At 63.3% G+C, this 26032-nt stretch carries 22 protein-coding genes; 8 read left to right on the top strand and 14 right to left on the bottom strand.

The annotated features are described in order from the left end of the window. Nucleotides 1-158: 158 nt before the first annotated feature. Nucleotides 159-1085 (top strand): DMT family transporter, encoded by a 927-nt coding sequence (locus B0G82_RS12425; protein WP_121307537.1) that lies wholly within the window; start codon nucleotides 159-161, stop codon nucleotides 1083-1085. A gap of 503 nt (nucleotides 1086-1588) precedes the next feature. Here the strand turns inward: B0G82_RS12425 and B0G82_RS40055 are convergent. Together B0G82_RS40055 and bamC are read right to left on the bottom strand one after the other, a co-directional pair. After that, nucleotides 1589-1744, bottom strand: coding sequence for a hypothetical protein (locus tag B0G82_RS40055; protein ID WP_199730080.1), 156 nt, complete (start codon nucleotides 1742-1744; stop codon nucleotides 1589-1591). A gap of 181 nt (nucleotides 1745-1925) precedes the next feature. Beyond that, nucleotides 1926-3155 carry an outer membrane protein assembly factor BamC gene (gene bamC / locus B0G82_RS12420; protein ID WP_116117762.1) on the bottom strand — a complete coding sequence of 410 codons (1230 nt, stop codon included), beginning with the start codon at nucleotides 3153-3155 and terminating at the stop codon, nucleotides 1926-1928. Nucleotides 3156-3616: 461 nt separating this feature from the next. Here bamC and B0G82_RS12415 point away from each other — a divergent pair, with 461 nt between their 5' ends. The 3 genes from B0G82_RS12415 to B0G82_RS12405 all read left to right on the top strand — a co-directional run bounded on the left by B0G82_RS12415 (nucleotide 3617) and on the right by B0G82_RS12405 (nucleotide 7439). After that, on the top strand, nucleotides 3617-4081 hold the full coding sequence (locus B0G82_RS12415; RefSeq protein WP_121307536.1) for a DUF2844 domain-containing protein: 465 nt from the start codon (nucleotides 3617-3619) through the stop codon (nucleotides 4079-4081). Between the two features lie 60 nt (nucleotides 4082-4141). After that, nucleotides 4142-5425 carry a DUF3443 domain-containing protein gene (locus B0G82_RS12410; RefSeq protein WP_121307535.1) on the top strand — a complete coding sequence of 428 codons (1284 nt, stop codon included), beginning with the start codon at nucleotides 4142-4144 and terminating at the stop codon, nucleotides 5423-5425. 139 nt (nucleotides 5426-5564) lie between these two features. Continuing rightward, nucleotides 5565-7439, top strand: coding sequence for a glycosyl transferase family 1 (locus B0G82_RS12405; protein ID WP_121307534.1), 1875 nt, complete (start codon nucleotides 5565-5567; stop codon nucleotides 7437-7439). 21 nt (nucleotides 7440-7460) lie between these two features. Here B0G82_RS12405 and B0G82_RS12400 read toward each other — a convergent pair whose 3' ends face one another. Together B0G82_RS12400 and B0G82_RS12395 are read right to left on the bottom strand one after the other, a co-directional pair. Beyond that, complete coding sequence (locus B0G82_RS12400) at nucleotides 7461-7922, bottom strand: hypothetical protein (RefSeq protein ID WP_121307533.1); 462 nt, start codon at nucleotides 7920-7922, stop codon at nucleotides 7461-7463. Nucleotides 7923-8236: 314 nt separating this feature from the next. After that, complete coding sequence (locus tag B0G82_RS12395) at nucleotides 8237-8566, bottom strand: hypothetical protein (protein WP_121307532.1); 330 nt, start codon at nucleotides 8564-8566, stop codon at nucleotides 8237-8239. A 266-nt stretch (nucleotides 8567-8832) separates the two neighbouring features. On the opposite strand from B0G82_RS12395, the gene B0G82_RS12390 reads away from it, so the two are divergent. Further along, complete coding sequence (locus B0G82_RS12390) at nucleotides 8833-9723, top strand: class I SAM-dependent methyltransferase (protein ID WP_121307531.1); 891 nt, start codon at nucleotides 8833-8835, stop codon at nucleotides 9721-9723. Between the two features lie 278 nt (nucleotides 9724-10001). Then, nucleotides 10002-11720 carry a 2-isopropylmalate synthase gene (gene leuA, locus B0G82_RS12385; protein WP_116140006.1) on the top strand — a complete coding sequence of 573 codons (1719 nt, stop codon included), beginning with the start codon at nucleotides 10002-10004 and terminating at the stop codon, nucleotides 11718-11720. Nucleotides 11721-11880: 160 nt separating this feature from the next. Here leuA and B0G82_RS12380 read toward each other — a convergent pair whose 3' ends face one another. The 8 genes from B0G82_RS12380 to B0G82_RS12345 all read right to left on the bottom strand — a co-directional run bounded on the left by B0G82_RS12380 (nucleotide 11881) and on the right by B0G82_RS12345 (nucleotide 21819). Continuing rightward, entirely contained in the window at nucleotides 11881-12669 is a 789-nt protein-coding gene (locus B0G82_RS12380) for an amino acid ABC transporter ATP-binding protein (protein WP_116140004.1), read from the bottom strand. Next, nucleotides 12669-13346, bottom strand: coding sequence for an amino acid ABC transporter permease (locus B0G82_RS12375; RefSeq protein WP_012433671.1), 678 nt, complete (start codon nucleotides 13344-13346; stop codon nucleotides 12669-12671). Before B0G82_RS12375 ends, B0G82_RS12380 begins: the two co-directional genes overlap by 1 nt. 22 nt (nucleotides 13347-13368) lie before the next feature. Next, nucleotides 13369-14151, bottom strand: a complete 783-nt coding sequence (locus B0G82_RS12370; protein WP_116117771.1) for an amino acid ABC transporter substrate-binding protein — start codon at nucleotides 14149-14151, stop codon at nucleotides 13369-13371. A 358-nt stretch (nucleotides 14152-14509) separates the two neighbouring features. Beyond that, entirely contained in the window at nucleotides 14510-15961 is a 1452-nt protein-coding gene (hydA, locus tag B0G82_RS12365) for a dihydropyrimidinase (protein WP_116117772.1), read from the bottom strand. Nucleotides 15962-16026: 65 nt separating this feature from the next. Further along, the gene (locus B0G82_RS12360; RefSeq protein ID WP_116139998.1) at nucleotides 16027-17538 is read right to left on the bottom strand and encodes an NCS1 family nucleobase:cation symporter-1; all 1512 of its coding nucleotides are present in this window, start codon (nucleotides 17536-17538) and stop codon (nucleotides 16027-16029) included. Between the two features lie 125 nt (nucleotides 17539-17663). Then, nucleotides 17664-18992, bottom strand: a complete 1329-nt coding sequence (gene preA / locus B0G82_RS12355; RefSeq protein WP_121307530.1) for an NAD-dependent dihydropyrimidine dehydrogenase subunit PreA — start codon at nucleotides 18990-18992, stop codon at nucleotides 17664-17666. A gap of 67 nt (nucleotides 18993-19059) precedes the next feature. Continuing rightward, nucleotides 19060-20409, bottom strand: coding sequence for an NAD(P)-dependent oxidoreductase (locus B0G82_RS12350; protein ID WP_121307529.1), 1350 nt, complete (start codon nucleotides 20407-20409; stop codon nucleotides 19060-19062). Between the two features lie 129 nt (nucleotides 20410-20538). Further along, complete coding sequence (locus tag B0G82_RS12345; RefSeq protein ID WP_116139992.1) at nucleotides 20539-21819, bottom strand: Zn-dependent hydrolase; 1281 nt, start codon at nucleotides 21817-21819, stop codon at nucleotides 20539-20541. A 302-nt stretch (nucleotides 21820-22121) separates the two neighbouring features. On the opposite strand from B0G82_RS12345, the gene B0G82_RS12340 reads away from it, so the two are divergent. Together B0G82_RS12340 and B0G82_RS12335 are read left to right on the top strand one after the other, a co-directional pair. Next, entirely contained in the window at nucleotides 22122-22871 is a 750-nt protein-coding gene (locus B0G82_RS12340; protein WP_181916709.1) for a TetR/AcrR family transcriptional regulator, read from the top strand. Nucleotides 22872-22924: 53 nt separating this feature from the next. Further along, entirely contained in the window at nucleotides 22925-23158 is a 234-nt protein-coding gene (locus B0G82_RS12335) for a type II toxin-antitoxin system Phd/YefM family antitoxin (protein ID WP_121307528.1), read from the top strand. Nucleotides 23159-23217: 59 nt separating this feature from the next. On the opposite strand, the gene boxA is transcribed toward B0G82_RS12335, so the two are convergent. Both boxA and boxB read right to left on the bottom strand, forming a co-directional pair. After that, a complete protein-coding gene (gene boxA, locus B0G82_RS12330; protein WP_121307527.1) occupies nucleotides 23218-24459 on the bottom strand; it encodes a benzoyl-CoA 2,3-epoxidase subunit BoxA in 1242 nt (413 codons plus the stop codon). A gap of 62 nt (nucleotides 24460-24521) precedes the next feature. Then, nucleotides 24522-25949, bottom strand: coding sequence for a benzoyl-CoA 2,3-epoxidase subunit BoxB (gene boxB, locus B0G82_RS12325; protein ID WP_121307526.1), 1428 nt, complete (start codon nucleotides 25947-25949; stop codon nucleotides 24522-24524). Between the last annotated feature and the right edge of the window lie 83 nt (nucleotides 25950-26032).

The raw sequence follows: 26032 nt of genomic DNA, 5'->3' as shown, positions 1-26032 counted from the left end.
CTCGTTATGCGCGGACCGCCACTGCGCTTACGATCGACGATTATCAAACGCCTCCGTCTCCCGGAACTTGCCGTTTCATTGCAGCCTGAAACGTTTCGCCCGACTGCACTGCTACGATGCACAGGTGTCTCGACTCAACCGCGCGCGGCGCCACCTCGATGAATGCTAAAAACCTGCTCCAGTTGCTGATCCTCGCCGCCCTGTGGGGCGCCTCGTTCCTGTTTATCCGGGTTGGTGTCACCGACTTCGGCGTCGCGCCGTTAATGGCACTGCGCGTCGGCATCGGCGCGGCGTTTCTCGCGATCGTGCTGATCGCGCGACGTCCGCTGCGCCAGTCCGCGACGATCCTGCGCACGCGCGCCTTCCCGCTGCTAGTGGTCGGCATCCTGAATTCGGCGGCGCCTTTCTGCCTGTTCGCCTATGCTGAGTTGACGCTGTCGGCCGGCGTCACGTCCGTGATCAATGCGAGCACGCCGCTGTGGGGCGCGCTGGTCGGCTTTCTGTGGCTGCGCGACAGATTGAGCGCGCTGCGCACGCTCGGGCTGGTGATCGGCTTTCTCGGCGTGCTGATGCTGGTGTGGGATCAGATCGCCGCACCCGACGGCACGGCGGCCACGCCGCTCACCACCGCGCTAGCGGCCGGCGCCGCGCTCGGCGCCACGTTGCTGTACGGCATCGCCGCCAACTACACCAAGCGCCATCTGACCGGCGTCGACGCCCTGACCGTCGCCACCGGCACGATGACCGGCGCCACCATCGTGCTGCTGCCGCTCGCCGTGATCTACTGGCCGGCGGCGCCGATCTCGCTGCACGCGTGGGGCGCGGTGATCGCGCTCGGCGTTGCCTGTACCGGCGTCGCGTATATGCTGTTCTTCCATCTGATCGCGGTGGCCGGACCGGCGCGCGCGATTACGGTGACCTTCGTCATCCCGATCTTCGGCATTCTGTGGGGCGCGCTGTTTCTCGGCGAAAGCGTCTCGCCGGGCATGATTGAAGGCTGCGGCGTGATTCTGGTCGGCACCGCGCTCGCCACCGGCGTGGTCAAGCGTCTGCCGTGGATCGGCACGCGCCGCGCCGACACCTGAAATCCGCTGCATTTCGCGCGACGCTTTCACGGCGTCGCCGACTCTCATAACTCTCATCTTTCGCGCCGCCACACCTGGCCGCGCCGAATTCCGGCCGCACAAAAAATAGCCCGCACTCCACGTCGGAGTGCGGGCGAAACCGTCGCCCTACGAGGATAGGCGACGGGGCCACCGAGGCCGCGCAGCGCGCAGGCCGTCATCGGGCGAAGCATCGGTTCGTCGGCCGATGCTTGAATGGTCTGGAATGGTTTCAGATCGTCGATCGAGACTCGTCGCCAACTCACACCGGGTCATGCAATCCGGCCCCATGAGTGTATAAAAGCAGCTTGTGTGCCAGTTATGTTAAATCGTTCGAAACCAACGACAAACGCTTGATTTCTCTTGAGTTTTTCTGCGGAGGAAGGTTGCGGAGAGAGGCACTCAGGAGGGCTTGGAAAGTTACGTCACCGGGGTAACGTCACGTTACGTGCAGCCGCACGAGGCGGCCGCAGCGGTAGGTCGAATTAAAGCGTCGGCCACTTCGTGCGCTGAGTCGCGCCATGCCGAAGCTGCAGGCCGGTTGGCCGCCGCGCTTCACGCGGGTTCAAGGCCGCACCGCATACCAGCGCGAGGACGAGCAAGCTCGCCGCCCACATCCAGTAAGGAAACACGTCGAACATGGCCGTCTCCCGTTGAACGCCGGGTTTGGACCGGTGTTGAGCGAACCAAGCAAAAGACGTGCATAGGCGTTTGAGATCGCTTGTCGGCCAGGTCTTGCCGGACTCTCGGGGCATAAAAAAACCCGCCCGGAGTCATTCCCGGACGGGTTTCAGACAGCGTTGCCGCCTGCGGCGGCCTTGCTCAGTGCAACTGGTCGGCCATCAGACTCATGATCTGCTGGGCCTGCGGGCTCTGGTCAACCGTGCCCTTGTCGTCGACCACGGCGACACGCGTCTGGTTAGGCGTCACGGCGCGCACGTTCACCAGATACTGCTTGGCAACTTTTTCCTTCTTGCCGTGGAAAACCTGGCTCCAGAAGCCTTGTTCGGCCGACGTCATGTCCTTCGGATCGACGTAGCGCACGAAGTACAGGCCGCGGGTCAGATCGCGGTCGTCGACGGTAAAGTTGCTGCGGTCGAGCGCGAGGCCCACGCGCAACCAGGCGCGGTCGTACGGCTCGCCGAGGGTGAGTTCCGTCGACGAAAGCTGCGCTTCGTTGCCGTTCGCGTCCGCATTCGGCGACGGTTGCTGGGCGGACAGCGAAACGTTTTGCGCCGCCGTGGCCGCAGCCGCCGACTTGGCGCCCGCCGTGGCCGCGTTCGGCGCCGTTTGCGCGCCGGCCGACAGGTCGGCGTTTTGCGCGTCAGCCGGTTTCGAGCGCGAATCGGCCAGCGCCAGCGCCGCCATCAGCCGCTTCAGATATTCCTGTTCGAGGCCCGGATCGTTCGGCTTCGCCACCCACGTGCTCGAATCGTTGTTCGTGCCGGTCAGCGCCTCGCGCATGCCCTTCTGGCTGACGAATACGTAGGTGCCGCCGTTCGGCGCCGCTTCCAGACGCGTGCGGTACTTGTTGCGCTCCGAGGTCACATAGCTGTTGCCCATGGCTTTGGACAGCGTGCCACGGATCAGGCCGTCGTTGATCTGCGCGTGCGTTTCGTTCCAGTCGGTTTCCATCACGCCCTTGTCGCGCTGGTCGACCACCAGCAGGAAGCCCTGCTCCTGCCAGAAGCGGCGAATCTGCGGCCATGCCTGCTCAGGCGCCTTGTTGTCGATGACGAGCCAGCTTTCCGTGCCGTCGCGCTGGATATGCATGCCGCTGACCGCCGGCGCCACCACCACGGAATTGGCCGACGGCGCTTGCGCCTGAACCTGCTTGAGCGTGGACAACGAGGTTTCGCCGCCCTGCGGGGGCAACGAACGCTGATCGGCCGTCTCATCGATCATGTTCGGCGGTACGGCAAGTGATACCTGCTTCGATTTCGAGTCGCTCTTGTAGTCGACTTTGGTCGGCGACGACGTGCCGCAGCCGGCGACCAGACCGCCTGCCATCAGCATTACTGCAAACCGCTTGGTAAGACGAAGATCAGTCATGTTCGGGGAATCCTTCCGCTACGCCACGGCAAGTTTCCGTGGATCAACCCAACATTTTACCGATCCCGGCGAGTCGTGTGCAAAAACCCGGGTTTGCCCGCGAATTGAGCAGCGCGAGGCGCGCGCAAACGACGCGGAATCAATCCGCGAGAAGGACTCCGAAGCGTCCAAACTCTGTCGACCTTTCCCTGAGGCGCGAGAATCTCGTTTTCGCGCCTGAAACGGCCTCGCGCACGGCAAATTTAACAATTACCCACATTTCCCAACGCACTGTCAGATACACCCTACGCCATCGTCAGATCATTGATTCGACAGCACTTTCCGAGGTCCTGTCGCGTTCAATTTCGATATATCTAAATTAGCTGGATGCCGCTTCCAGTAACGGTTCAAAAACCCGAGTGATATCTTGAAATGGACATCACCAGAAGCCGTTGGGTGCTTCAGCCACGGGACCGACCGCCATGCCATTGCCTACTCTTACGCCGGCTTTCGCAGCCTCGGCGATCGCCTTCGCCGCCTTGATCGCGAGCCGCGGCGCGTGCGCCGAACTGGGCGGCGCCATGCCGTCGAGGGCGGATGCGAGCGCCAGCGCGCCGCGCGCCATGTTGAACGGGGCGCTGCGCACGCGCACATTTACCGACGCCGGCAACACGACTATTACCGAGTACGCGGCGAACACCGGCCAGATCATCGGCTATGGGTGGCAAGGCCCAACCATGCCGGACTTGCGCGCGCTGCTCGGCAAGTACGCGGACTCGTATCGCGCCGGCGCCGCCGCGGCGGCAGCGGACGGCAATCTGCACGTCTCGCGCGTGGCGCGGCCGGACGTGATCGTGGAATCCGGCGGCCCGATGCGCGGTTACGCAGGCCGCGCATGGCTGCCGACGGCGCTGCCGCCCGGCGTGACAGCCGACGATTTCCGGTGATGCGCCCCCCGGCCACGCACACGGCATCCGCACTCCACCTCGACGAACACGCGCCACACCATGAAATCCGACCTGTCCTCTTATGCCCCGCTGCTGATCTGCGCCGCCCTCGCGGGATGCGGCGGCGGTGGCGGCGGCACACCGGCCGCCACGTCCTCGACCGGCCCGGCCGCACCGGGCAACAGCCCGGGCGCCGCCAGCGCGCCGGTAGCCGCCGCGCCGCCCGCCGCCTCGGGCGCGAGCCCAGGCGGCTCCGTGCCGCAGTCGAACACGCCGAACGTCCAGCCGATCGCCGTCTCCGCCGCGCCCGGTCTGACGCGCAACATGCTGACCACGAGCGTTACCGTCTGCCAGCCCGGCACCAGCAATTGCGTGACGGTCGACAATGTCCAGGTCGACACCGGTTCGCACGGACTCAGGATTCTGGCGTCCGCATTGCCGGCCGACCTGCCGCTCGCGGCAATCGCGTCGGGCAGCGGGATTGCGGGCGAATGCGCGGTGTTCGGCGGCGGCTACACCTGGGGCGCGGTGCGCAGCGCGGACGTCCGCATGGCCGGCCAGTTGGCGGCCTCGGTTCCGATCCAGACCATCGCCGATCCGGCGCTCCCCGACGTGCCCGCCGACTGCGAGGGATCCGGCCGCGCCATGCAGACGGTGGCCGGCCTGCGCTCGAACGGTATTCTCGGCGTGGGCCTGTTCGCGGCCGACTGCGGCAGCGGCTGCGTCAGCGCCGCGCTGCCGCGCTGGTACTACAGTTGCGACGCCGGCGGCGCCTGTCTCGCCAGCACGCAAGCCCTCGCGCAGCAGGTCACCAATCCGGTCAGCCGCTTTGCGCTCGACAACAACGGCCTAGTCATCGACCTGCCGGCCATCGCCGACGCCGGCGCGGCCAGCGTATCGGGTTCGATGATCTTCGGGATCGGCACCCAGGCCAATAACGCGCTGAACGGCGCCAGCGTCCTCAAGGCGGATCCGGTGACGGGCTACGTCGTCACCACGAGCGGCGGGCAGACTTATTCGCAGAGCTATGTCGACAGCGGCTCGAATGGGCTGTTCTACCGCACGAGCCAGTTCCCGCAGTGCGGCTTCTGGTACTGCCCGGCTTCGACTCAAGCCGCGAACGCCGCGATCACCGGAACGGATGGCGCGTCGAACATGGTGTCGTTCGCGGTCGGCAATTCGAGCGCGCTGTTCGCCTCGTCGAACAACGCCTTCAACAATCTGGCCGGCGTGGCCAGCAGCGGCTTCGGCTGGGGCTTGCCGTTCTTCTTCGGACGACGTGTCTATACCGCCATCGCCTCGCGCGAGACATCGGCGGGCCCGGGGCCGTACTACGCATTCTGAACCGATGGCTTCTTTCGACGCTGAAATTTCGCAAACCCATCGGGCAAACCGTTTTGGGATCCATCGGCTGAGATAATTCCGTGCTCCGGCTAACCTGGTTCCGATTAGTTAGTCATGCAAATTCTGGACGTCTCGGCAGATGGAAGAACCCACTTTTTCGCTCGATCATTTCGAGCAGCTCGTCTACACGCGGCAGCATCTGAAAGCCGCGATCCAGTTCATCGCCGCGCTGGCGCTCCTGCAGCAGAAGCGCGGCGAACTGGACGGCAGCTTTCGCGCCTCGGGCATGGCCGGTCTGCCGCCCGCCGAGCAGCACAAGCGCTTCTGCACACGTCTCGCGAGCGCGGCGTCGACCCTGTTCGCGGACCCGGCATTCCAGTTGCCGAACGAGTGCTTCAGATTGCTTCTGACATTGCACGAATGGGTCGGATTGGTGTTTGCCTGCACGCCATTCGGCAATGCGGACCACGTAAGCCGTCACCTGAATCCGCGTGGTCCGGATAACGCCCAGTTTCTGCCCGGCGACCGCTTCATCGAAAAACTCTGCGTGCTCTATTCGACCGAGTCCGAACTGGAACTCGACTTCGCCGCGCTGTGGGCCTATGACAAATCGCTTGCCGCCTGTCTCGCACTCGCTCTGCTGGCGCCGGTCTTCAAGGGCTCGGCGAACGCGCATATCAAACGCGAAGCGCTAATGGAATGGCTGCCCGGCAAACTGCAGCAGATCGACGACCTCGACGACCTGCCAACCGCCGTGCTGCACAACGCCTATATGTTCTGCAGCTACGCGGACACGCCGCGGCGGCACGAGAGCAAGCGGGACATCAACGCGCTGGTGCGCCGCAAGCTGGACCAATTAGGACTGGCCGACATCCCCGCGGCACAACTGGCGCGCGCGAAAAACCGGCGGCAACGTGGCAAGAAACCGCTCATGGTGGTCGTGCTCGAGTGGTTCAGCGGCGCGCATTCGATCTACCGCACGCACTCGCTCACGCTCGAAGCCGCGCGCGAACATTTCGAAGTGGTGGCTTTCGGCTTTGGCTATGCGGTCGACGAGATTGGCCGCGCGGTGTTCGACCGTTTCATCGAACTGGAGGAGCCGGAATATATCGGCGAATGTCTGAAAACGATTCGCGATTTTGCCGAGACGGAACAGCCCGACGTGCTCTATATGCCGAGCGTCGGCATGTTCGCGCTCACGGTGTTCATGTCGAACCTGCGCATCGCGCCGCTGCAGATCGCCGGCCTTGGGCACCCGGCCACCACGCACTCCGACAAGATCGATTACGTCAGCGTGGAGGAAGACTACGTCGGCGACCCCGCCTGTTTCAGCGAGCGTCTGATGAAGCTGCCGAAAGACGGCCAACCGTACCGGCCGTCGGTGGCGCTGCCGGAGATCGTCGCTGAGATTCCGCCGTCACGCGAGACGCTGGAGATCGTCATCACGGCCAGCGCAATGAAGCTCAATCCCGGCTTTCTCGAAGCGTGCCGCGAAATCGGCGAACGCGCGGCGACGCCGGTCCAATTTCACTTCATGAGCGGCGTGCCCTTCGGTTTGCCGCTCGACCGCATGCGCGACGTGATCCGCCAGACGCTGCCGCACGCCGTCGTGCACAGCTTTCATGAATACGCGGGCTATCTGGCGCGCGTCAATCGCTCAGACCTGTTTCTCAGTCCATTTCCGTTCGGCAATACCAACGGTATCGTCGACGCGCTCACGCTGGGTTTGCCCGGCATCTGCAAGCGCGGGCCGGAGGTGTTCGAGCGCATCGACGGCGCGCTGTTCGAGCGCGTGGGCATGCCGTCGTGGACCACCGCGGAGAGTGTCGAGGATTACATCGCCGCCGCCGTGCGAATGATCGACGCCCACGAGGAGCGCACGGCCCTGCGGCAGCGCCTGATCGATATGCGGGCGGTGGAACGGTGCTTTGAAGGACGTCCGCAGGCGTTCGGTGAATGCGTGCTGGAACGGGTGCGGGCGAAGCAACGCAAGCGAGACGAGGCGACGGCTTGAGTTTCGGCGCCGCGCGCTGTGCTACTCGGTCGCGCTGGCGGCCGGCGTCGCCAGACTGGCCGGCGCGAGCCAGTTGAATGCGCTCAGCGTCGGGCCGTTGAACGTGCACTCCGCGGCCGCCGGCGTGACGGTCTTCCGCGTCCTGGCGGATTTGAACCAGAACCCTCCGGATGCCGACGCATCTGATGCGCCCGATGCGCCTGTCGCACCTACAGCCACAGTCGACGCTGCGAGCGGCGCACTCGCCGCGCCGGGAGCGGACGCCGGGACCGCCGCCCGTTCGATCGATCCTTCGACCACCACGCGCGAGCCGTAGATACCGGCGGCGGCATGGGTGATCTTGAGCGGATCGGCCGACGTTTCCGCCAGCTTGCTTCGCATCAACTGTTCGCATGCGTCCGTGTTCTTGTAGACGGCCGTGCAGCCCGCCAGCAGCGCAGCGGCGGTCGTGACGCAGACGAGAGAGAGAATCCGAATCTTCATTGATGTTCCGTTTTTCAAGCCGTCGGCAATTGTAGCTTACGGCCTGCTTCAACGGCAGCGGCGTCGGGCGCCGGCGAGGCACGCCGATCCGCGCGATGGCACCGCGCTGCTACTGCTGATCCTGGTGGCCATCGGCGTCGCGGTGATCGCGCGGAGCGGTACGCTGCCAAACGTGGTCGGACTCCGACCCGTACCCGTATTCAGGCCACACGCGGCCCATCGCCCGAAAAAAAGCTCAATTGAACAAAACAGTCCGTGCGGGGATGCGCTGCTATCCAACGCGCGATGCGGCACGCCTGTCGTCCGCGGGCCGCTCAATTCGAGGGCATTGCCGGTTGCACGTAGGTGCGCACGCCGGCGAGCGGCGAACCATAACCGCCGGAATTGGTGTGATTCGGCAGGCCGTTGACCAATTGCGCGCGCGGGTCGGTCGGATTCAGGTTCATTTCCCCTGCCTGCTGGTTGCCGTGCGTCGGATATTCGCTGCCTCGCGCCGCGTTCGGCATCAAACGCGTGCTGTTTTGCGGCGCGTTCATGTCGTCCTGCGGGCTCAAACCCTGCGCGCCCGCCTGGGCGGCGATCGCGCACGCGGCCGCGCACAGTAAAACCCGCCCTACCTGCGACATCGTCGATGTTCGTTTCATACCTGCCTCCGGCAAAATGAAATGAAGGGGATCAAGTCGCGCCCCGGCATACAACAGGCCTGCACGCGACGGCCAACGCTGACCACACCAGTTATACGCGCCACGCCGCGCTTCGGATTCGGCAACCTTCAGGACGCGCCGCGGTCAACAGGGAAACCGGCGGGTACGGTCTTTTATTCCGGTTGCGGCGACCGCCACGCAAAACCCGGCAAGCTCCTATCCTTATGCCGATTACCGATTTTGTTCCCGCGCGGTCGCGCCCGATAATGGACGTCATGAACCCACAACCCAATCTTCAGGCTCGCACGCTGCGCGCCACGCTTGCGATGCTCACCGCAACGTTGCTGCTGGCGGCCTGCGCCGGCCCGTCGGGCTCGAGTTCCGCGTCAACTTCCGCATCGTCCAGTCCGGCGCTGCTCGATGCCGCGATTTCCGGACCGCAACGCAGCGACAAGGCCCGCGCCCGCGACATCTACCGCCATCCGAAAGAAACGCTGCAATTCTTCGAACTCACGCCGTCGCAAAGCGTGCTGGAGATCGAGCCGGGCGGCGGCTGGTACACGGACATCCTCGCGCCGTATCTGCGCGAGCACGGCAAGCTCTACGAGGCGCAGTACGACGGCCCGCAGAGTGCGCCATCTGCGGAAACACAGGCCAATCGGGCCGCGTTCGCGCGCAAGCTGGCGGCCACGCCCGCCGTGTACGGTCATGTCGTGGTCGGCACGCTGCACGCCGGCCAGTTCAGCGGTTTTCCGGCCGATGCCAGCGTCGACGAAGTCCTGACCTTCCGCAACATCCATAACTGGATCAAGGACGGCCAGATCGACGCCAACCTGCGCGCGTTCTACGCGGCGCTCAAGCCGGGCGGTGTGCTCGGTGTCGAGGAACATCGCGCGGCGCCGGGCACCTCGCTGCAGCAGACCATCGACACCGGCTATGTGACGGAAGAGTACGTGATCGAACACGCGCGTGCGGCCGGCTTCGAACTGGCCGGAAAGAGCGAAGTGAACGCCAACCCGCGCGACACGAAAAACTACCCGAACGGCGTCTGGTCGCTGCCGCCGACCTTCGAAGGCGGCGACGTCGACCGGGCGAAATATGCGGCGATCGGCGAATCGGATCGCATGACCTTGCGCTTCGTGAAACCGGCGCACTAATCTCCGCCAGCCTCGATCCAAAAGGGAACGGCGCTTGACGCCGTCCCGATAATATGGTCCTATTGCGCACTATGTACCGCGCCCAGACCATCCTATCGCTACTACTAGCCCCCTCTACCGGGCTAGGTCTGCTGCTGCGCGCTTCCATCTGAAACACCCGAAGCACCGCAAAATTCCCCAGTAACTGACCCAGCCCCGGTTTTCGACCGGCGCCTCGTCATGTCTTTTCGTCGTCCGGTCGACTCCCAGCTACCTGGTCTCACCCACGGATGATGAAAATGTTGAAGAACCCCGCTACCAAATACCGCTCGTTCAAACCCGTCACCTTGACGGATCGCCAGTGGCCGTCGCGCACCATCACGCACCCGCCGATCTGGATGAGCACCGACCTGCGCGACGGCAATCAGTCGCTGTTCGAGCCGATGGACGCGCAGCGCAAGATGCGCATGTTCAAGACGTTGGTGCAGATCGGCTTCAAGGAAATCGAAGTCGCGTTTCCGTCCGCTTCGCAGACCGACTTCAATTTCGTGCGTGAACTGATCGAAGGCGGCCATATCCCCGACGACGTCACCATCGAGGTCTTGACGCAAGCGCGCGACGACCTGATCGAGCGCACCTTCGAATCCTTGCGTGGCGTGCCGCGCGCCATCGTCCACCTGTACAACGCGACCGCGCCGGAATTCCGCAAGATCGTCTTCAATCTGGACAAGAGCGGCGTGAAGGAACTGGCGCAAAACGCTGCGCGCACGATGAAGCGCATCGCCGCCACCATGCCGGAAACGCAGTTCACGTTCCAGTACAGCCCGGAAGTGTTCAGCGGCACGGAAATCGAATTCGCCAAGGAAGTCTGCGACGCCGTGTTCGATGTCTGGCAACCGACGCCGGAACACAAGGCCATCGTCAACTTGCCGGCCACCGTCGAAATGTCCACGCCGAACATCTACGCGGACCAGATCGAGTGGATGCACCGCAATCTCGCGCGCCGCGATTCGTTGATCATCTCCGTGCATCCGCATAACGATCGCGGCACCGCCGTGGCCGCTGCAGAACTCGCCGTGATGGCCGGCGCGGATCGTATCGAAGGCTGCTTGTTCGGCAACGGCGAGCGCACCGGCAACGTGGACCTCGTCACGCTCGCATTGAACCTGTACACGCAGGGCGTCGATCCGGGCCTCGACTTCTCGAACATCAACGAAGTCGCGCGTACCGCGGAAGAATGCACGCAGTTGCCGATCCATCCGCGTCACCCGTATGTCGGCGATCTGGTGTTCACGGCCTTCTCGGGCTCACATCAGGACGCGATCAAGAAGGGTTTCGCGGTGCAGAAGCCGGACGCGGTCTGGGAAGTACCCTACATGCCGATCGATCCGGCCGATCTCGGCCGCACTTATGATTCGGTGATTCGCGTGAACAGCCAGTCGGGCAAGGGCGGCATCGCGTATCTGCTCGAACAGGGCTACGGAGTCGTGCTGCCGCGCCGCCTGCAGGTGGACTTCAGCTCGGCCGTGCAGCGCTTCACCGACGACAGCGGCCAGGAAGTCACGTCCGCGCAGATCTGGGAATTGTTCCAGCAGGAATATGTGCAGAACACCGCGCCGATTCATTACGTGGGCCATAGCCTGTCCGAGCGCGAAGGACGCGAGCGCATCAAACTGACGGTCGATATCCACGGCACGCGGCGCGTGCTGACCGGCGAAGGCAATGGCCCGCTCGACGCGCTGATGCACGCGATCGGTGTGCCGGTGCGGATTCAGCACTATGAAGAACGCGCGTTGACGCAAGGCGCGGATGCCCGCGCGGTGGCCGTCGCTGAAATGGCCGGCGCCGATGTGACCGGCAGCGCGTTCGGCGTCGGCATCGACGCCAACCTGGTGACGGCGTCGATTCGCGCGGTGATCAGCGGGGTGAATCGCGCTTATGCTCGTGTCAATACGCGGGCGCAGGAAAGCTTCTTTAACGCCGCGATGAACGATGCCGTGGAGAGCGTGGGCGTTTAAGGTTCGATGAGCGTGGCTGCGACTGCGTAGCGGTGTTGTTAGAAGGGGGCGTTCCGACGCCCCCTGTTGTTTGGGCTGCTGTCTTGGTGCGTCGCGATGCTGGTGCATCGCACAGTCATGCCGCTGCGGCTTGCGCCTGCCGCATGCCTGCCCTGCCGCGTTACCGCCGTCCGGCTCCGCCCGATTCAGTCCATTCATCCGGCAAACTATGCGTCAACGTCGAGACGAAACGCTCCGTTTCCGGCGCGCGCGGCTGCATGAAAATCTCGCGCGACGGCCCGGCCTCCACCACCACGCCGTTATTCAGAAACACCACGTCCCGCGCGATCGTCGCGGCGAGGCGCAAGTCGTGCGTGGCCATCAGCATGGTCATGCCTTCGGTGGCGAGCTGCTTGAGCACTTCCACCACTTCCGCCGCGAGGCCGGGATCGAGCGCCGAGGTCGGCTCATCGCATAACAGCACTTCCGGCGACGGCGCCAACGCCCGCGCAATCGCCACGCGCTGCTGCTGACCGCCCGACAGCGTGGAAGGCCATGCGTCCGCCTTCTGCGCGATGCCGACCTTCTCCAGCAACTCGTCCGCGCGAGCGCGCGCTTTGTCCTTGTCCCACTTCAGCACGGTCACCAAGCCTTCCATCACGTTCTGCCGCACCGTCAGATGCGGAAACAGCTGAAAGTTCTGGAACACCATGCCGGTGCGGCGGCGAATCGTCAGCACCGCTTCGCGAGAAGGTCGCTGGTCGCGGCTGAATTCCAGCCGCTGGTCGCCGAGTTCGAGAGCCCCGGACTCTGGAATCTCGAGCAGATTCACGCAACGCAACAGCGTGCTCTTGCCGCTGCCCGATGGACCGATCAACGCGGTGACATTACCCGAGGCGAGTTGAAGATCGACCGAGTTGAGCACCCGCAGGCCGCCGAAATACTTGTCGATTTTTTCCAGCCGGATCATCAGTTGCCTGCCTGGAAAAGTGCGTGGCGCCCGAATTTGCGTTCGAGCCTGACTTGCGCCGACGACAACACCGAACTGAACACCAGATAAACCAGTGCCGCTTCCGTGTACAGAATCAACGGCTCATAAGTCACCGAAGCGATACGTTGCGCCGCCTGAAACACCTCGGGCACGGTCAGCACCGCGGCGAGCGAAGTGTCCTTCACCAGCGCGATAAACGAATTGGACAACGGCGGCAACGCAACGCGCGCAGCTTGCGGCAGGATCGCGCGACGCAAGGCCTGTTCGCGGGTCATCCCCATCGAATACGCCGCTTCCCACTGCCCCTTCGGAATCGACTCGATCACGCCGCGTATCACTTCGGAGTTGTACGCGCCGACATTCAGCGAAAAGCCGATGATCGCCGCCGTCAACGGATCGAGCACGATGCCCACGTTCGGCAAGCCGTAGAAGATCACGAACAGTTGCACGAGCAACGGCGAGCCGCGAAACAGCCACACGTAGAAGCGCACGATCGCGACGGCCCACTTCGGTCCGAACAAGCGGACCAGCGCGACGAGAAACGCCAGCGCGAGCCCGATCGCGAACGAGATCAGCGTGAGCGGCACGGTAAACACGAGCCCCGCATACAGCAGGGGCCACAGCGACTGCGCCATCAGATGCAACCATGCCGGCATGATTCAGACTCGCGGAAGGCGTTTACTGGGAGACGTCTTTGCCGAAATACTTCTGCGAGATCTTCGCGTAGGTGCCGTCTTTCTTCATGTCGGCGAGCGCCTTGTTGATCGCCGCCTGCAATTCCGGGCTGCCTTTGCGAATCAGTACTGCGGACTTGTCGCTGCTGTCGGGCGAGGTATCGAGCGCGGCGATCTTCACTTTCGCATCCGGCTTGTGCTTCTTGAAGTCGAGGAACGACAGCGAGTCGTTGACGGTGGCATCGACACGGCCCGAGGTCAGCAGATCGATCGACTCATTGAAGCCCTGCACGGGGATCACTTCCGCGCCGTGCGCGGCCGCGATCTTGCCGAAGTTGCTGGTCAGCGTATTGGCCGACTTCTTGCCCTTCAGGTCGTCGAAGTTCTTGATCGTGGTGTTGTTCGACGCCACGATCAGCGCCGCGTGCGACGTGATGTACGGATCGGAGAAATCGTATTTAGCCTTGCGCGCATCGGTCACGGCCACTTCGTTGATCACCGCGTCGTAACGGTTCACATCGAGGCCGGCAATCAGACCGTCCCATTTGCCTTCGACGAATTGCGGCTTGACGCCGAGACGCTTCGCGATCTCCGTGCCGATCTCGACGTCGAAGCCGGTCAGCTTGCCCGATTCGTCGTGGTACGTGAACGGCGCATAGGTGCCTTCGGTGCCGATCTTGAACACGCCGGCGGATTTGATCTGCGCGAGTTCATCGGCGGCGAATGCGGAAGTCACGGCCACGGCCTGGAACAACGCGATCAGCAGAATGGAACGAATCGATTTCATCAGGCGGCTCCGTCAAATGTGCCACGTGGGTGGCTGAGTCTTGTGTTGGACAGTCCCCGCCGGCGCATGCGCCTTGCAGAGTGGGCGGACTGTAGCAAACGGTCTGCGTTTTTACAAAGGATCAGGTTTTCGATCGATATGCGCTTGCGTGCTAAGCGAACAGCCAAGGCCTCTGGTATGACGCGGATTCCAACTCTACAGCAGATAGGACAGACGCGGGATGCATCGCAACACGGAACCTATGTTGCGCGCCATCGGGGAAAACGCGAGAGCGGTGCGGCCGCGGCGAACGCGCGGCATAAAAAAGAGCGGCGCCGCGTTTGAATGCGGCGCCGCCCGCTGGCGGATTGCGAATAGCTTACCGCTCCACCGGATGCGGTTCCTTGCGCTTGTTGGCGACGCGGATCGCGTCGAAGTAGGCGCCGTTCGGCGGACGTTTCAGATAGCGGCCGGCGCCGCGCTCCGCCCGCAACTCGCCGTCGGTCCAGGCGAGCGCGCCACGGGTGAGCGTGTGCATCGCCACGCCTTGCACCGTCATGCCTTCGAACACGTTGAAGTCGACCTTCTGATGATGCGTCTTCACCGAAATCGTTTTGCTCGCGTTCGGGTCCCACACCACGAGGTCCGCATCCGCACCGACCCGCACCGCGCCCTTGCGCGGATACAGGTTGAAGATCTGCGCGGCATTGGTCGACGTAATGCGCACGAACTCGTTCGGCGTGAGACGCCCCGAGTTCACGCCGTGATGCCAGAGCACTGCCATGCGGTCTTCCACACCGCCGCAGCCGTTCGGGATCTTCGTGAAGTCGTCGCGGCCCATGGCTTTCTGCGACGCGCAAAATACGCAGTGATCGGTTGCCGTGGTGTGCAGCTGCCCGGCTTGCAAACCCCGCCACAATGCCTCGCGATGCTCGGCCGAGCGGAACGGCGGGCTCATCACATGGGCCGCCGCGCGGGTCCAGTCGGGATCGCGATACACCGCTTCGTCGATCACCAGATGGCCCGGCAATACCTCACCGAACACGCGCAGACCTTCGCTGCGGGCGCGGGCGATCGCATCGACCGCGTCTTTCGAGGACACGTGCACGATATACACCGGCACCCCCAGCACCTGCGCGATCCGGATCGCGCGATTGGCGGCCTCGCCCTCCACTTCCGGCGGCCGCGACAACGGATGCGCCTCCGGACCGGTAAAGCCTTTCGCCAGCAACTGACGTTGCAATTGAAACACCAGCTCGCCATTTTCCGCATGCACGGTCGGCAGCGCGCCGAGTTCGAGCGAGCGCGAGAAGCTGTTCACCAGCACTTCGTCGTCGGCCATGATGGCGTTTTTGTAAGCCATGAAGTGCTTGAAGCTCGACACGCCGTGTTCATGCACCAGCGTGCCCATGTCGCGATAGACCGAATCGTCCCACCATGTCACCGCGACGTGAAAGCCGTAGTCCGCCGACGCCTTCTCGGCCCAGCCGCGCCACTCCTTGAACGCGTCCATCAGCGGCTGCTTCGGGCTCGGAATCACGAAGTCGATGATGCTCGTGGTGCCGCCCGATAAACCCGCCGCCGTGCCCGTGTAGAAGTCGTCGCTCGCCGTGGTGCCCATGAACGGCAATTCCATATGCGTGTGCGGGTCGATGCCGCCGGGCATCACGTACTGCCCGCCCGCATCGACGATCGCGGCGCCGGCGGGCGCCTCCAGGTCCGCTCCGATCTGCAGGATCGTGCCGCCGTCCTGCGGGTCCGCACACAACACGTCCGCACGATACGTGTTCTCCGCGTCGATAATCGTGCCGCCGCGAATCAGGGTCGTCATGTTGCCGCCTCCTTATGAACTGCTGGTTTCGGTGCTACGTAATCGCTGGCACTCGTGGGCCGGCTTTATGCGCTCGCCACGCGCGCACTCGGTCCTTTGCTCAACTTCATCCACGCGCTATATACGATCGACGCCAACGCGAGTCCGACAAACCACGCGTACGTATAAAGCGTATTGAAGATCGCCGGCACGTTCGGGAACGAGGCCGGAAACGCGGTATGCAAGAAGCCCGGCAGATTCGGCAGCACGCCGATCACGAGCGCGACGACCGCGCCGATATTCCAGCCACCGGTGTAGCTGTATTCGCCGTGTTCGTCGAACAACTCACGCGTGTCGAGCCGTGTACCGCGGATCAGGAAATAGTCGACCATCAGAATACCCGCCACCGGACCGAGCAGCGCCGAGTAGCCGACGAGCCACGTAAAGATATAACCCTGCGTGGTGGCGAGAATCTTCCAAGGCATCATCACGATCGCGATGGTCGCGGTGATCATGCCGCCCACGCGATACGAAATGCCCTTGGGCCACAGGCTCGAAAAATCGTAAGCCGGGCCGACGAGATTTGCCGCGAGATTGCAGCACATGGTGTCGAGCGTCAGGATGATCAGCGCGACGCCCACGCCGATGCCGGTCATGCGGCTCGTCAGATCGATCGGATCCCAGATCGCCTTGCCGTAGATCACCACCGTCGCCGACGTAACAACCACCGAGATCACCGAGAGCAAGGCCATCGGCACCGGCAAGCCGACCGACTGGCCGATGATCTGATCGCGCTGCGTTCTGGCAAAGCGCGTGAAGTCGGGGATATTGAGCGCGAGCGTGGCCCAGAAGCCGACCATGGCCGTGAGGCCGGGCCAGAACGTGGCCCAGAAGAGGCCTTCTTTCTTGCCGCCCGCCACGAATTGCGACGGCGCCGACAGCATCGACCCGAGACCGCCCGCTTTCGATGTCGCCCACCACACCAGTGCAATGCACATCACGATCTTGATCGGCGCGGACCAGCTTTCGAGCCAGCGGATCGAATCCGTGCCGTGCACGATGAAGTAGATCTGCAGCGCCCAGAACACCAGGAAGCACGCCAGTTGCGCGAGCGAGATGTCGAGAAACGGCAAGGCCGCGCCGTGCAGCGCGTTGCCGGTGAGAATGTTCAGCAGCGTATAGATCGCGCTGCCGCCGAGCCACGTCTGAATCCCGTACCAGCCGCATGCCACAATGGCGCGCAGCATTGCCGGCAGTTTGGCGCCCTGCGTGCCGAACGAGGAGCGCACCAGCACCGCGTACGGAATGCCGTGCTTCGCGCCCGCGTGGCCGATCAGGAGCATCGGCACCAGTACGATCAGGTTGCCGAGCAGCACGGTCGCCACCGCTTGCCACGGCGACATGCCCTCTTCCGTCAAGCCGGCGGCCAGCATGTACGACGCGATGTTCATCACCATGCCCACCCACAGCGCGGCGAAGTGATACCACTTCCACGTGCGCTGCGCGACGCCGGTCGGCGCGAGGTCGTCGTTGTAAAGACTGCTGCCCTGCACGCCGGCCGCGAACTGCGGGTCGGCGGGTTGCGCTGTCTGCTTCATCTAGAGCTCTCCACTCGATCGTTGAGACCCGCGCGGCTTCTGTCGGCGCGTCGAGCCTTTTGGGGAATGACAGGTTCAGTACTAGCGCTGCGTTTGTTTCGGTTCCCTTCAACCGTGCTCTGTTTTCAGGCGGCTTTTGCCGCGTGCGCCGGCTCGCCGGTTTCAGCCGCGTCCGCCGATGCGCTCAGCCCTGCGTCCACGCGCGCCGGATTGTTCGGATGCGTAGTCCAGTTCGCATACTCGCCGTTGTCCACGCGTTCCATCGAGATGCACTGTTCGACCGGACACACGTGCATGCACAGATTGCAGCCCACACATTCGGAGTCCATCACTTCAAAATGCCGGACGCCATCTTTTTCTTTCATGATCGCCTGGTGAGCCGTGTCTTCGCAGGCGATATGGCACAAGCCGCACTGGATGCACTTGTCCTGGTCGATGCGCGCCTTGATATCGTATTTGAGGTTCAGGTACTTCCAGTCGGTGACGTTCTGGACGGCGCGGCCGCGAATATCGTCGAGTGTCGCGTAGCCTTTTTCGTCCATCCAGTTGGAGAGGCCGTCGATCAGGTCGGAAACGATACGGAATCCGTAGTGCATGGCCGCCGTGCAGACCTGCACGCTGCCCGCGCCGAGCACCATGAATTCCGCGGCGTCGCGCCATGTCGAAATCCCGCCGATGCCGGAGATCGGCAGATTCGGCGTTTCCACATCGCGCGCGATTTCCGCGACCATGTTCAACGCGATCGGCTTCACGGCCGGGCCGCAGTAGCCGCCGTGCGTGCCCTTGCCATCAACCATCGGCAACGGCGACATCGCGTCCAGATCGACCGCGACGATCGAGTTGATCGTGTTGATCAGCGACACACCATCCGCGCCGCCCTTGTAGGCCGCGCGCGAACCCGTGCGAATGTCGCTGATGTTCGGCGTGAGCTTGACGAGGCACGGCAGCCTGGTGCCTTCCTTGACCCAGCGCGTGACCATCTCGACATACTCGGGCACCTGGCCGACCGCCGCGCCCATGCCGCGCTCGCTCATGCCGTGCGGGCAGCCGAAATTCAGTTCGACCGCGTCCGCGCCGGTGTCTTCGACGAGCGGCAGAATCCACTTCCAGTCGCGCTCGTTGCACGGCACCATCAGCGAGACGATCATCGCGCGGTCCGGCCAGTCGCGTTTGACTTGCGCGATTTCCTTCAGATTGACGTCGAGCGGACGGTCGGTGATCAGTTCGATGTTGTTCAGGCCCGCCATGCGCTGGCCGTTCCATTGCACCGCGCCATAGCGCGAGCTGACGTTCACCACATGCGGGTCGAGGCCGAGCGTCTTCCACACCACGCCGCCCCAGCCCGCCTCGAAGGCGCGGTTCACGTTATAGGCTTTGTCGGTCGGCGGCGCGGAGGCGAGCCAGAAAGGATTCGGCGAAGTAATGCCGGCAATCGTACAGCGCAGATCGGCCATGTTCGGCTCCTTGGGGACTGCTGTTTTTGTCTGGTATGACGCTTCGTTCGGCTTGGCTCGATTCGCTTCAGGCGGCTTTCACCGCGGTACGAGCGAACTGCGCATCGATCGCGGCAGCGGCGATCTTGCCGTCCTGCACCGCCTGCACCGTGAGGTCGATGCCGCCGGTGGCCGCGCAATCGCCGCCGGCCCACACATTCGCGAGCGAGGTCTGGCCATTCGCATCGACCGCGATACGGCTGCCGTCCAAAGTCAGCAACTCACGCTCGATGCCGACCGGCACCAGCGTTTGGCCAATCGCCTTGAGCACCATGTCGGCTTCGACCACGAAGCGCTCCTCGCCACCATCTTTCGACGTGCGCGCGAACTCGACACTTGTCACCACGCCGCCGTCGCCGATCAAACGCATCGGCGTGGCATACGTGACGAGCGTGACGCCGCTGGTCTGTGCAAAGTCGCGTTCGGCCCAGGTCGCGCTCATCGCTTCGACGCCGCGCCGGTAAACCATCGTCACCGACGTCGCCCCGAGCTTGCGGCTTTGCACGGCAGCGTCCACCGCCGTATTGCCGCCGCCGATCACGACCACGCGGCGCCCCACCGGCACCGTGCCGAGATCGCTCGCGCTGCGTACCTGCTCGATGAAGTCCACCGCGTTCATCACGCCGCCGAGGTCTTCGCCGTCCATGGCGAGCGCGCGCACGCCGGTGAGGCCGATCGCGAGAAACACGGCGTCGTGCTGCTTGCGCAGCGTGTCGAGGTCGACATCGCGTCCGAGCGCGACGCCGTGTTTGATCTCGATGCCGCCCACCGAGCACAGCCACTCCACTTCACGCTGTGCAAAGTCATCGACGGTTTTATAGGCCGCGATACCGTATTCGTTCAGGCCGCCGGCTTTTTCGTGCGCGTCGTAGATCGTCACGTTGTGGCCGGCCAATGCGAGCCGATGCGCACAAGCAAGTCCCGCGGGACCCGCGCCGACCACCGCGACATGCCGTCCGGTTTCCGCCGCGCGCTTGAAAAGCACTTCGCCGCGCGCCATCGCCCAATCCGTGGCGTGACGTTGCAGCGCGCCGATCGCCACCGGCTTCGCATCCTGATGGTTACGCACGCAGGCGCCTTCGCACAGAATTTCCGTCGGGCAGACGCGCGAGCACATGCCGCCCAGCGGGTTGGCCGACAGAATATCCACGGCCGCGCCCTTCAGATTGCCGTTACTGATCTTGCGAATGAAGCTGGGAATGTCGATCTGCGTCGGGCAGGCGTTCACGCACGGCGCGTCGTAACAGTAGTGGCAGCGGCTCGCCGCCGCGGCGGCAGCGCTTGCGTCGAGCAAGGGCGCGATGTCGGAAAACTCGCATGAGAGCTGCTCGGGCGAGAGCCGCTGAGCGGCAATGTCGCCGGTTTGCTTGATGGCCATACTCGTTCCTTCTTCGATGTGAGGACGTAGCCGCTCCTGCCGGCCACGCTGCGAAGCCGGGACGGCATGTTTTTGGGCACTACGGTGCAGCGGATGAAACAGGTGGTAAGGACCGCAACCGCTAAAGCGTTATGAAACCGGCTCGCACGCACGTTCCAGCATGGCGTGCAGCAACACGTTGGCGCCGGCCTCGATCCATTCGAAAGTGGCGTCCTCGATCTCGTTGTGACTGATCCCGTCCACGCACGGCACGAACACCATCGAAGTCGGCGCGACTTGCGACAGATAGCAGGCATCATGTCCCGCACCGGACACCATGTTGCGATGCGGATAACCGAAGCGTTCCGCAGCGGCGCGCACGGACTTCACGCAAGCTTCGTCGAAGGCGACCGGCGCGTAATAAAAAATCTGCTCGAGTTCGGTTTCGAGGCCGATACCGTTCGCGATGTCGGCCACGCCCTTGCGCAAGGCGGCATCCATTTTCGCGAGCACGGCATCGTCCGGATGACGGAAATCGACGGTGAAGAACACGCGGCCCGGGATCACATTGCGCGAGTTCGGATAGACCTGCATCATGCCGACCGTCGCGCAGCCGAACGGCGCGTTGTCCAGACCGATACGATTGACCAGATCGACCACGCGCGCGGCGCCGAGCAACGCGTCGCGACGGCGCGGCATCGGCGTCGGACCGGCGTGCGCCTCCTGTCCCGTCAGCGTGATTTCGTACCAGCGCTGACCTTGCGCGTCGGTCACGACGCCAATGGTTTTCTGTTCGGCTTCGAGAATAGGCCCCTGTTCGATATGCAGTTCGAACGCCGCGTGCAGCGGCCGTCCGCCGCATGGAATATCGCCCGCATAACCAATGCGCTCGAGTTCGTCGCCGATGGTCTTGCCGTCCACATCCTTGCGCGACAGACCGTACTCGAGCGTGAACACACCGGCGAACACGCCCGATGCCACCATCGCGGGCGCGAAACGCGAGCCTTCCTCATTGGTCCAGATCACCACTTCGACCGGATGTTCCGTCTCGATGCCGTGATCGTTCAGACTCCGAATCACTTCGAGACCGCCCAGCACGCCGTAGATGCCGTCGAAGCGGCCGCCGGTTGGCTGCGAGTCGGCGTGCGAACCGGTCATGACCGGCAGCGCAGCGGGATTGCGCCCGGCGCGCCGCATGAACACATTGCCCATCTGGTCCACACTGACCGTGCAGCCGGCTTCCTTCGCCCAACTGACGATCAGATCGCGGCCTTCCTTATCGAGGTCGGTGAGCGCCAGGCGGCAGACGCCGCCTTTGGGCGTTGCGCCGATCTTCGCCATTGTCATCAGGCTGTCCCACAGCCGCTTGCCGTCGACCTTGATCGACGTGGTGGGTTCAGCGTGCTTCAGCGCTTCGGATACCGCGTTCATTCGTCTCGCTCCTTTCGGTGAACCGACATGAAACTGGTGCATCGGCGGCGGCTTTTGGGGCGTGCCCGCACGGGGGCGGTGCAGATTCGATGCCGTCGCTCGCCTCTCATACAGAGGGCAAACCCTGGGGTATCGGCCGCTCTTCCAATCCTGTCCAGTTGGACAGGTTGTAGCTGATTAAACTCGCCAAATCAACACCTTTCGTGCGGTGAGAAACATAGCGAGAAGCGTGCCATTGCATCGCAGCATGCCCGCGCCGCGCGCGATGAATGCGCGTGTGGGCAGCGCGCCAAACGACTAGAATGAAGCGCGACGCGGCACCCATGCCGCCGAAGGCGAACATGAGAGACGACGACGTGGCGGCTGACATCACGGAAAGCGAGGAAACACGCGCACCTTTGCGGCGGCGCAAGGCGCACATTCGCGAGTCGAATGAAGCGCATCTTCTGGCGTGCGCCGAGGCGGTTTTCGCCGAGCGCGGACTGGACGGTACGAGCACCGCGATGATCGCGGAACGCGCGGGCTTACCAAAAGCCAACGTGCATTACTACTTCCCGACAAAACTCGCGCTCTATCGACGCGTGCTGGAAGACCTGTTCGAAGACTGGCACCGCGCGGCGGATACGTTCGAATGCAGCGACGACCCGGTCGAAGCGATCGGCGGGTACGTGCGCGCGAAAATGGAACTGTCGCGGCGCCGGCCGCTCGGTTCGAAGGTGTGGGCGAGCGAGATCATTCACGGCGCGGAGCATATGGAGGACATTCTCACGGGGCGCGTGAAGCCGTGGCTCGACAGCCGCGTGAAGGTGATCGACGATTGGATCGCGCGCGGGCTGCTCGCGCCGGTGAATGCGCAGACGCTGATGTATATGATCTGGGCGACGACGCAGCATTATGCCGACTTCGATGCTCAGATTCGCGCGCTTAAAGGCAAGCGCGCGTTGACGCAAAAAGCGTTCGATGCGACCACGGAGGAAGTGGTGCAGTTGGTGCTTCGGGCTTGCGGGGCGGTGTCGCCGGGGAAGGTGGATTCGGCGGAGTGCGACACGTAGGCCCTCAATCTTCGAACAGCACTATCCGATTCACAAACCACTATAGGAAAATCATGCGCACCAATCAGATATCAAAATCCGAATTCGAAGCCAGGGTGCTCGAGTTGTTTCGGCAGGTCGAATCTTCCGGCGAAAGTGTGATCGTGACAGACTGCGGAAAACGCGTGCTGGAAGTGCGGCCCTATCGCAGCGTGGAACGCCACGCACTCGAAGTGCTGCGTGGCACGCTTTTGCGTTACGACAATCCCACCACGTCCATCAGCGAAGACGAGTGGGAGGCCGCTTAGCGATCACTCGAGGCGAGTTCCGTAAGATTTCGCCGAACGCATGACCGGCCACCAGCCGCTCAATACGTCTCCAGATGCAGCCTCCCCTCCTTCTTCAACTTCACCCACAGCGCTTCCCAATCCAGCTGATGCTGCTCACCAATCTCCTTGAGCGCCTGCAGCACACCATCCTCCATGCCCCTCAACCCGCACACGTAAATATGCGTGTTGTCGTCCTTGAGCATCTGCGCCACATCGACCGCGCGCTCGCGCATGGCGTCCTGAACATAGCGCTTCGGTTGACCCGGCGTGCGCGAGAACGCCAGATTCGTATCGATGAAATCCTTCGGCAGATTCGTGAGCGGTCCGAAGTACGGCAACTCTTCTTTGGTCCGCGCGCCGAAGAACAACATCAACTTCCCAGTCGCGCCCTTCAGCCGACGCCGGCGGCGATACTCGGTCATCGCGCGCATCGGCGCTGAGCCCGTGCCGGTGCAGATCATCAGCAGATGCGAGTTCGGATGGTTCGGCATCAGGAACGTGCCGCCGAACGGGCCGATCACCTTCACCACGTCCCCCTTCTTCAGATCGCACAGGTAGTTCGAACACACGCCGTCCAACGAGTCGCCGTGTTGCTGCGAAACACGTTTGACCGTCAACGAGACGTTGTTGTAACCGGGCCGCTCACCATCGCGCGGGCTCGCAATCGAATACTGGCGCGCGTGATGCGTGCGGCCGTCCGCGGTCGCGCCGGGTGGAAGAATACCGATTGACTGGCCTTCCAGCACCGGAAACGGCATCGATCCAAAATCCAGCACGATATGATGAATGTCGCTATCGGTCGGTCCGTCCGTGAGCCGGTAGTTGCCCACCACCGTCGCGCTAGTCGGCTCCTTGTGCGTGTAGAGGTTCACGTACGGCTTCGCCGCGGACCATGGCGGCACGACCGAACCGCGCACGGTATCCACTTCAATACCGTCCGCCTCCGCCGGCGTATCACCCGACCCGCCCGCGCCCGGCGACTTGTCCGCGGCGGGCACGGCCATCGTGTTCTGTTCCGGCAGGACGTCCCACGTGAACTGTTCTTCGATGGGATATGCGTCGGCCTTCAGCACCGTGCGCCAGTTGTCGATCGCGCCAGTCGGACACGGCGGCACGCATGCCATGCAGCCGTTGCAGATCTCCGCCTTGACCACGTAGTTGTTGTCGTCGTGCGTGATCGCATCGACCGGGCAAGTCTCTTCGCACGTATTGCAGCGAATGCAGATTTCCGGATCGATCAGATGCTGCCTGAGAACTTCGATCGATACTGGGCCGTTCATGACTTCCTCCACCTTGAGATGCGGCGCACTGGCGCCACGCGCGTCAAGCGCCGCTCGCGCGCTCAGTTGAAGCGCACGTATTCGAAATCGACCGGCTGACGGTTCACGCCCATCGCGGGCGGCGCGATCCAATTGGCGAACTTGCCGGCTTGCGTGACGCGTCCCATCAACGACGCGACGTAAGCGCGGTCTTCCGGCGTGGCGAGCCATTTCGTCTCGTTGGCGGCCCATTCGGTTTCGCTGACCACGCGGCCGTCGGGCGACACGCGCGTGCCCGCGAACGTCCCGATCTGCCGATTGAACGCTTTGTGCGGCACCGTCATGCGGAAATCGATGCCGGCTTTTTCGAGCACCTTGTTCCAGCGCCCCACGCCCGCCACCGAATCCTTGATGTAGTCGTCGCGCAGCACTTCGTTCATCGCGTTGAGCATCGGCACTTCGCGCTCGACCAGTTTGCCGTCCTGCACGTCGAGCAATTTGTAGCTCTGGCCGTTCAACTGATGATCGTCGTCGCGCTTGTTTTCTTCGTAACGACCCTTGAGGCCCGAGCTATAGAACGTGGCCGCGTTGGACGAATGATCGGCGCCGAACAGGTCGATCGTGACCGAGTAATGGAAGTTCAGATAGCGCTGGATAGTCGGCAGATCGATCACGCCGGCCGCGCGAAGCTTCGCGACATCGTCCGTGCCCAGTTCGTTCATGACCTGGGCAGTGCGCTGAATCACGCGAGATACACCCGATTCACCCACGAACATGTGATGCGCTTCTTCGGTCAGCATGAACCTGGTGGTGCGCGCGAGCGGATCGAAGCCGGACTCGGCAAGCGCCGACAACTGAAACTTGCCGTCGCGATCCGTGAAGTAGGTGAACATGAAAAACGCGAGCCAGTCGGGCGTTTTCTCGTTGAATGCGCCAAGAATGCGGGGATTGTCGTCGTCGCCAGAACGGCGGCCGAGCAATGCTTCGGCTTCCTCACGGCCGTCCCGGCCGAAGTAGCGATGCAGCAGATATACCATCGCCCACAGGTGACGGCCTTCTTCCACGTTCACCTGGAACAGGTTGCGCAAGTCGTACATGGAGGGCGCCGTCAAACCAAGGTGGCGCTGCTGCTCGACCGACGCCGGTTCGGTGTCGCCCTGCGTCACGATGATACGGCGCAGATTCGCGCGATGTTCGCCGGGCACGTCCTGCCAGGCCGCTTCGCCCTTGTGTTCGCCGAAATGAATCTTGCGGTCGTGCTCGCCGGGCGTGAGAAAAATGCCCCAGCGGTAGTCCGGCATCTTCACGTGATCGAAATGCGCCCAGCCGCCCGCGTCGACGCTCACCGCGGTACGCAGATATACGTCGTAGCCGTGCGAGCCTTCCGGGCCCATGTCGCCCCACCACGCCAGAAAATTCGGCTGCCATTGTTCGAGCGCGCGCTGCAGTGCCCGGTCGTCGGCGAGGTTGACGTTGTTCGGAATCTTTTCGCTGTAGTTGATCGTTGACATGGTCGGTTCCTGGTTCGGAAACTGCAGTGACGATGAGAGGCTGGTATCGGGCAATTGGTGTCGATGGTCTTCAGACGCCCATC

Source organism: Paraburkholderia sp. BL17N1 (assembly GCF_003634175.1).
GTDB lineage: Bacteria > Pseudomonadota > Gammaproteobacteria > Burkholderiales > Burkholderiaceae > Paraburkholderia.
Note: the sequence above shows the minus strand (reverse complement) of the source record. Positions and strands in the feature narration are given on the sequence as shown.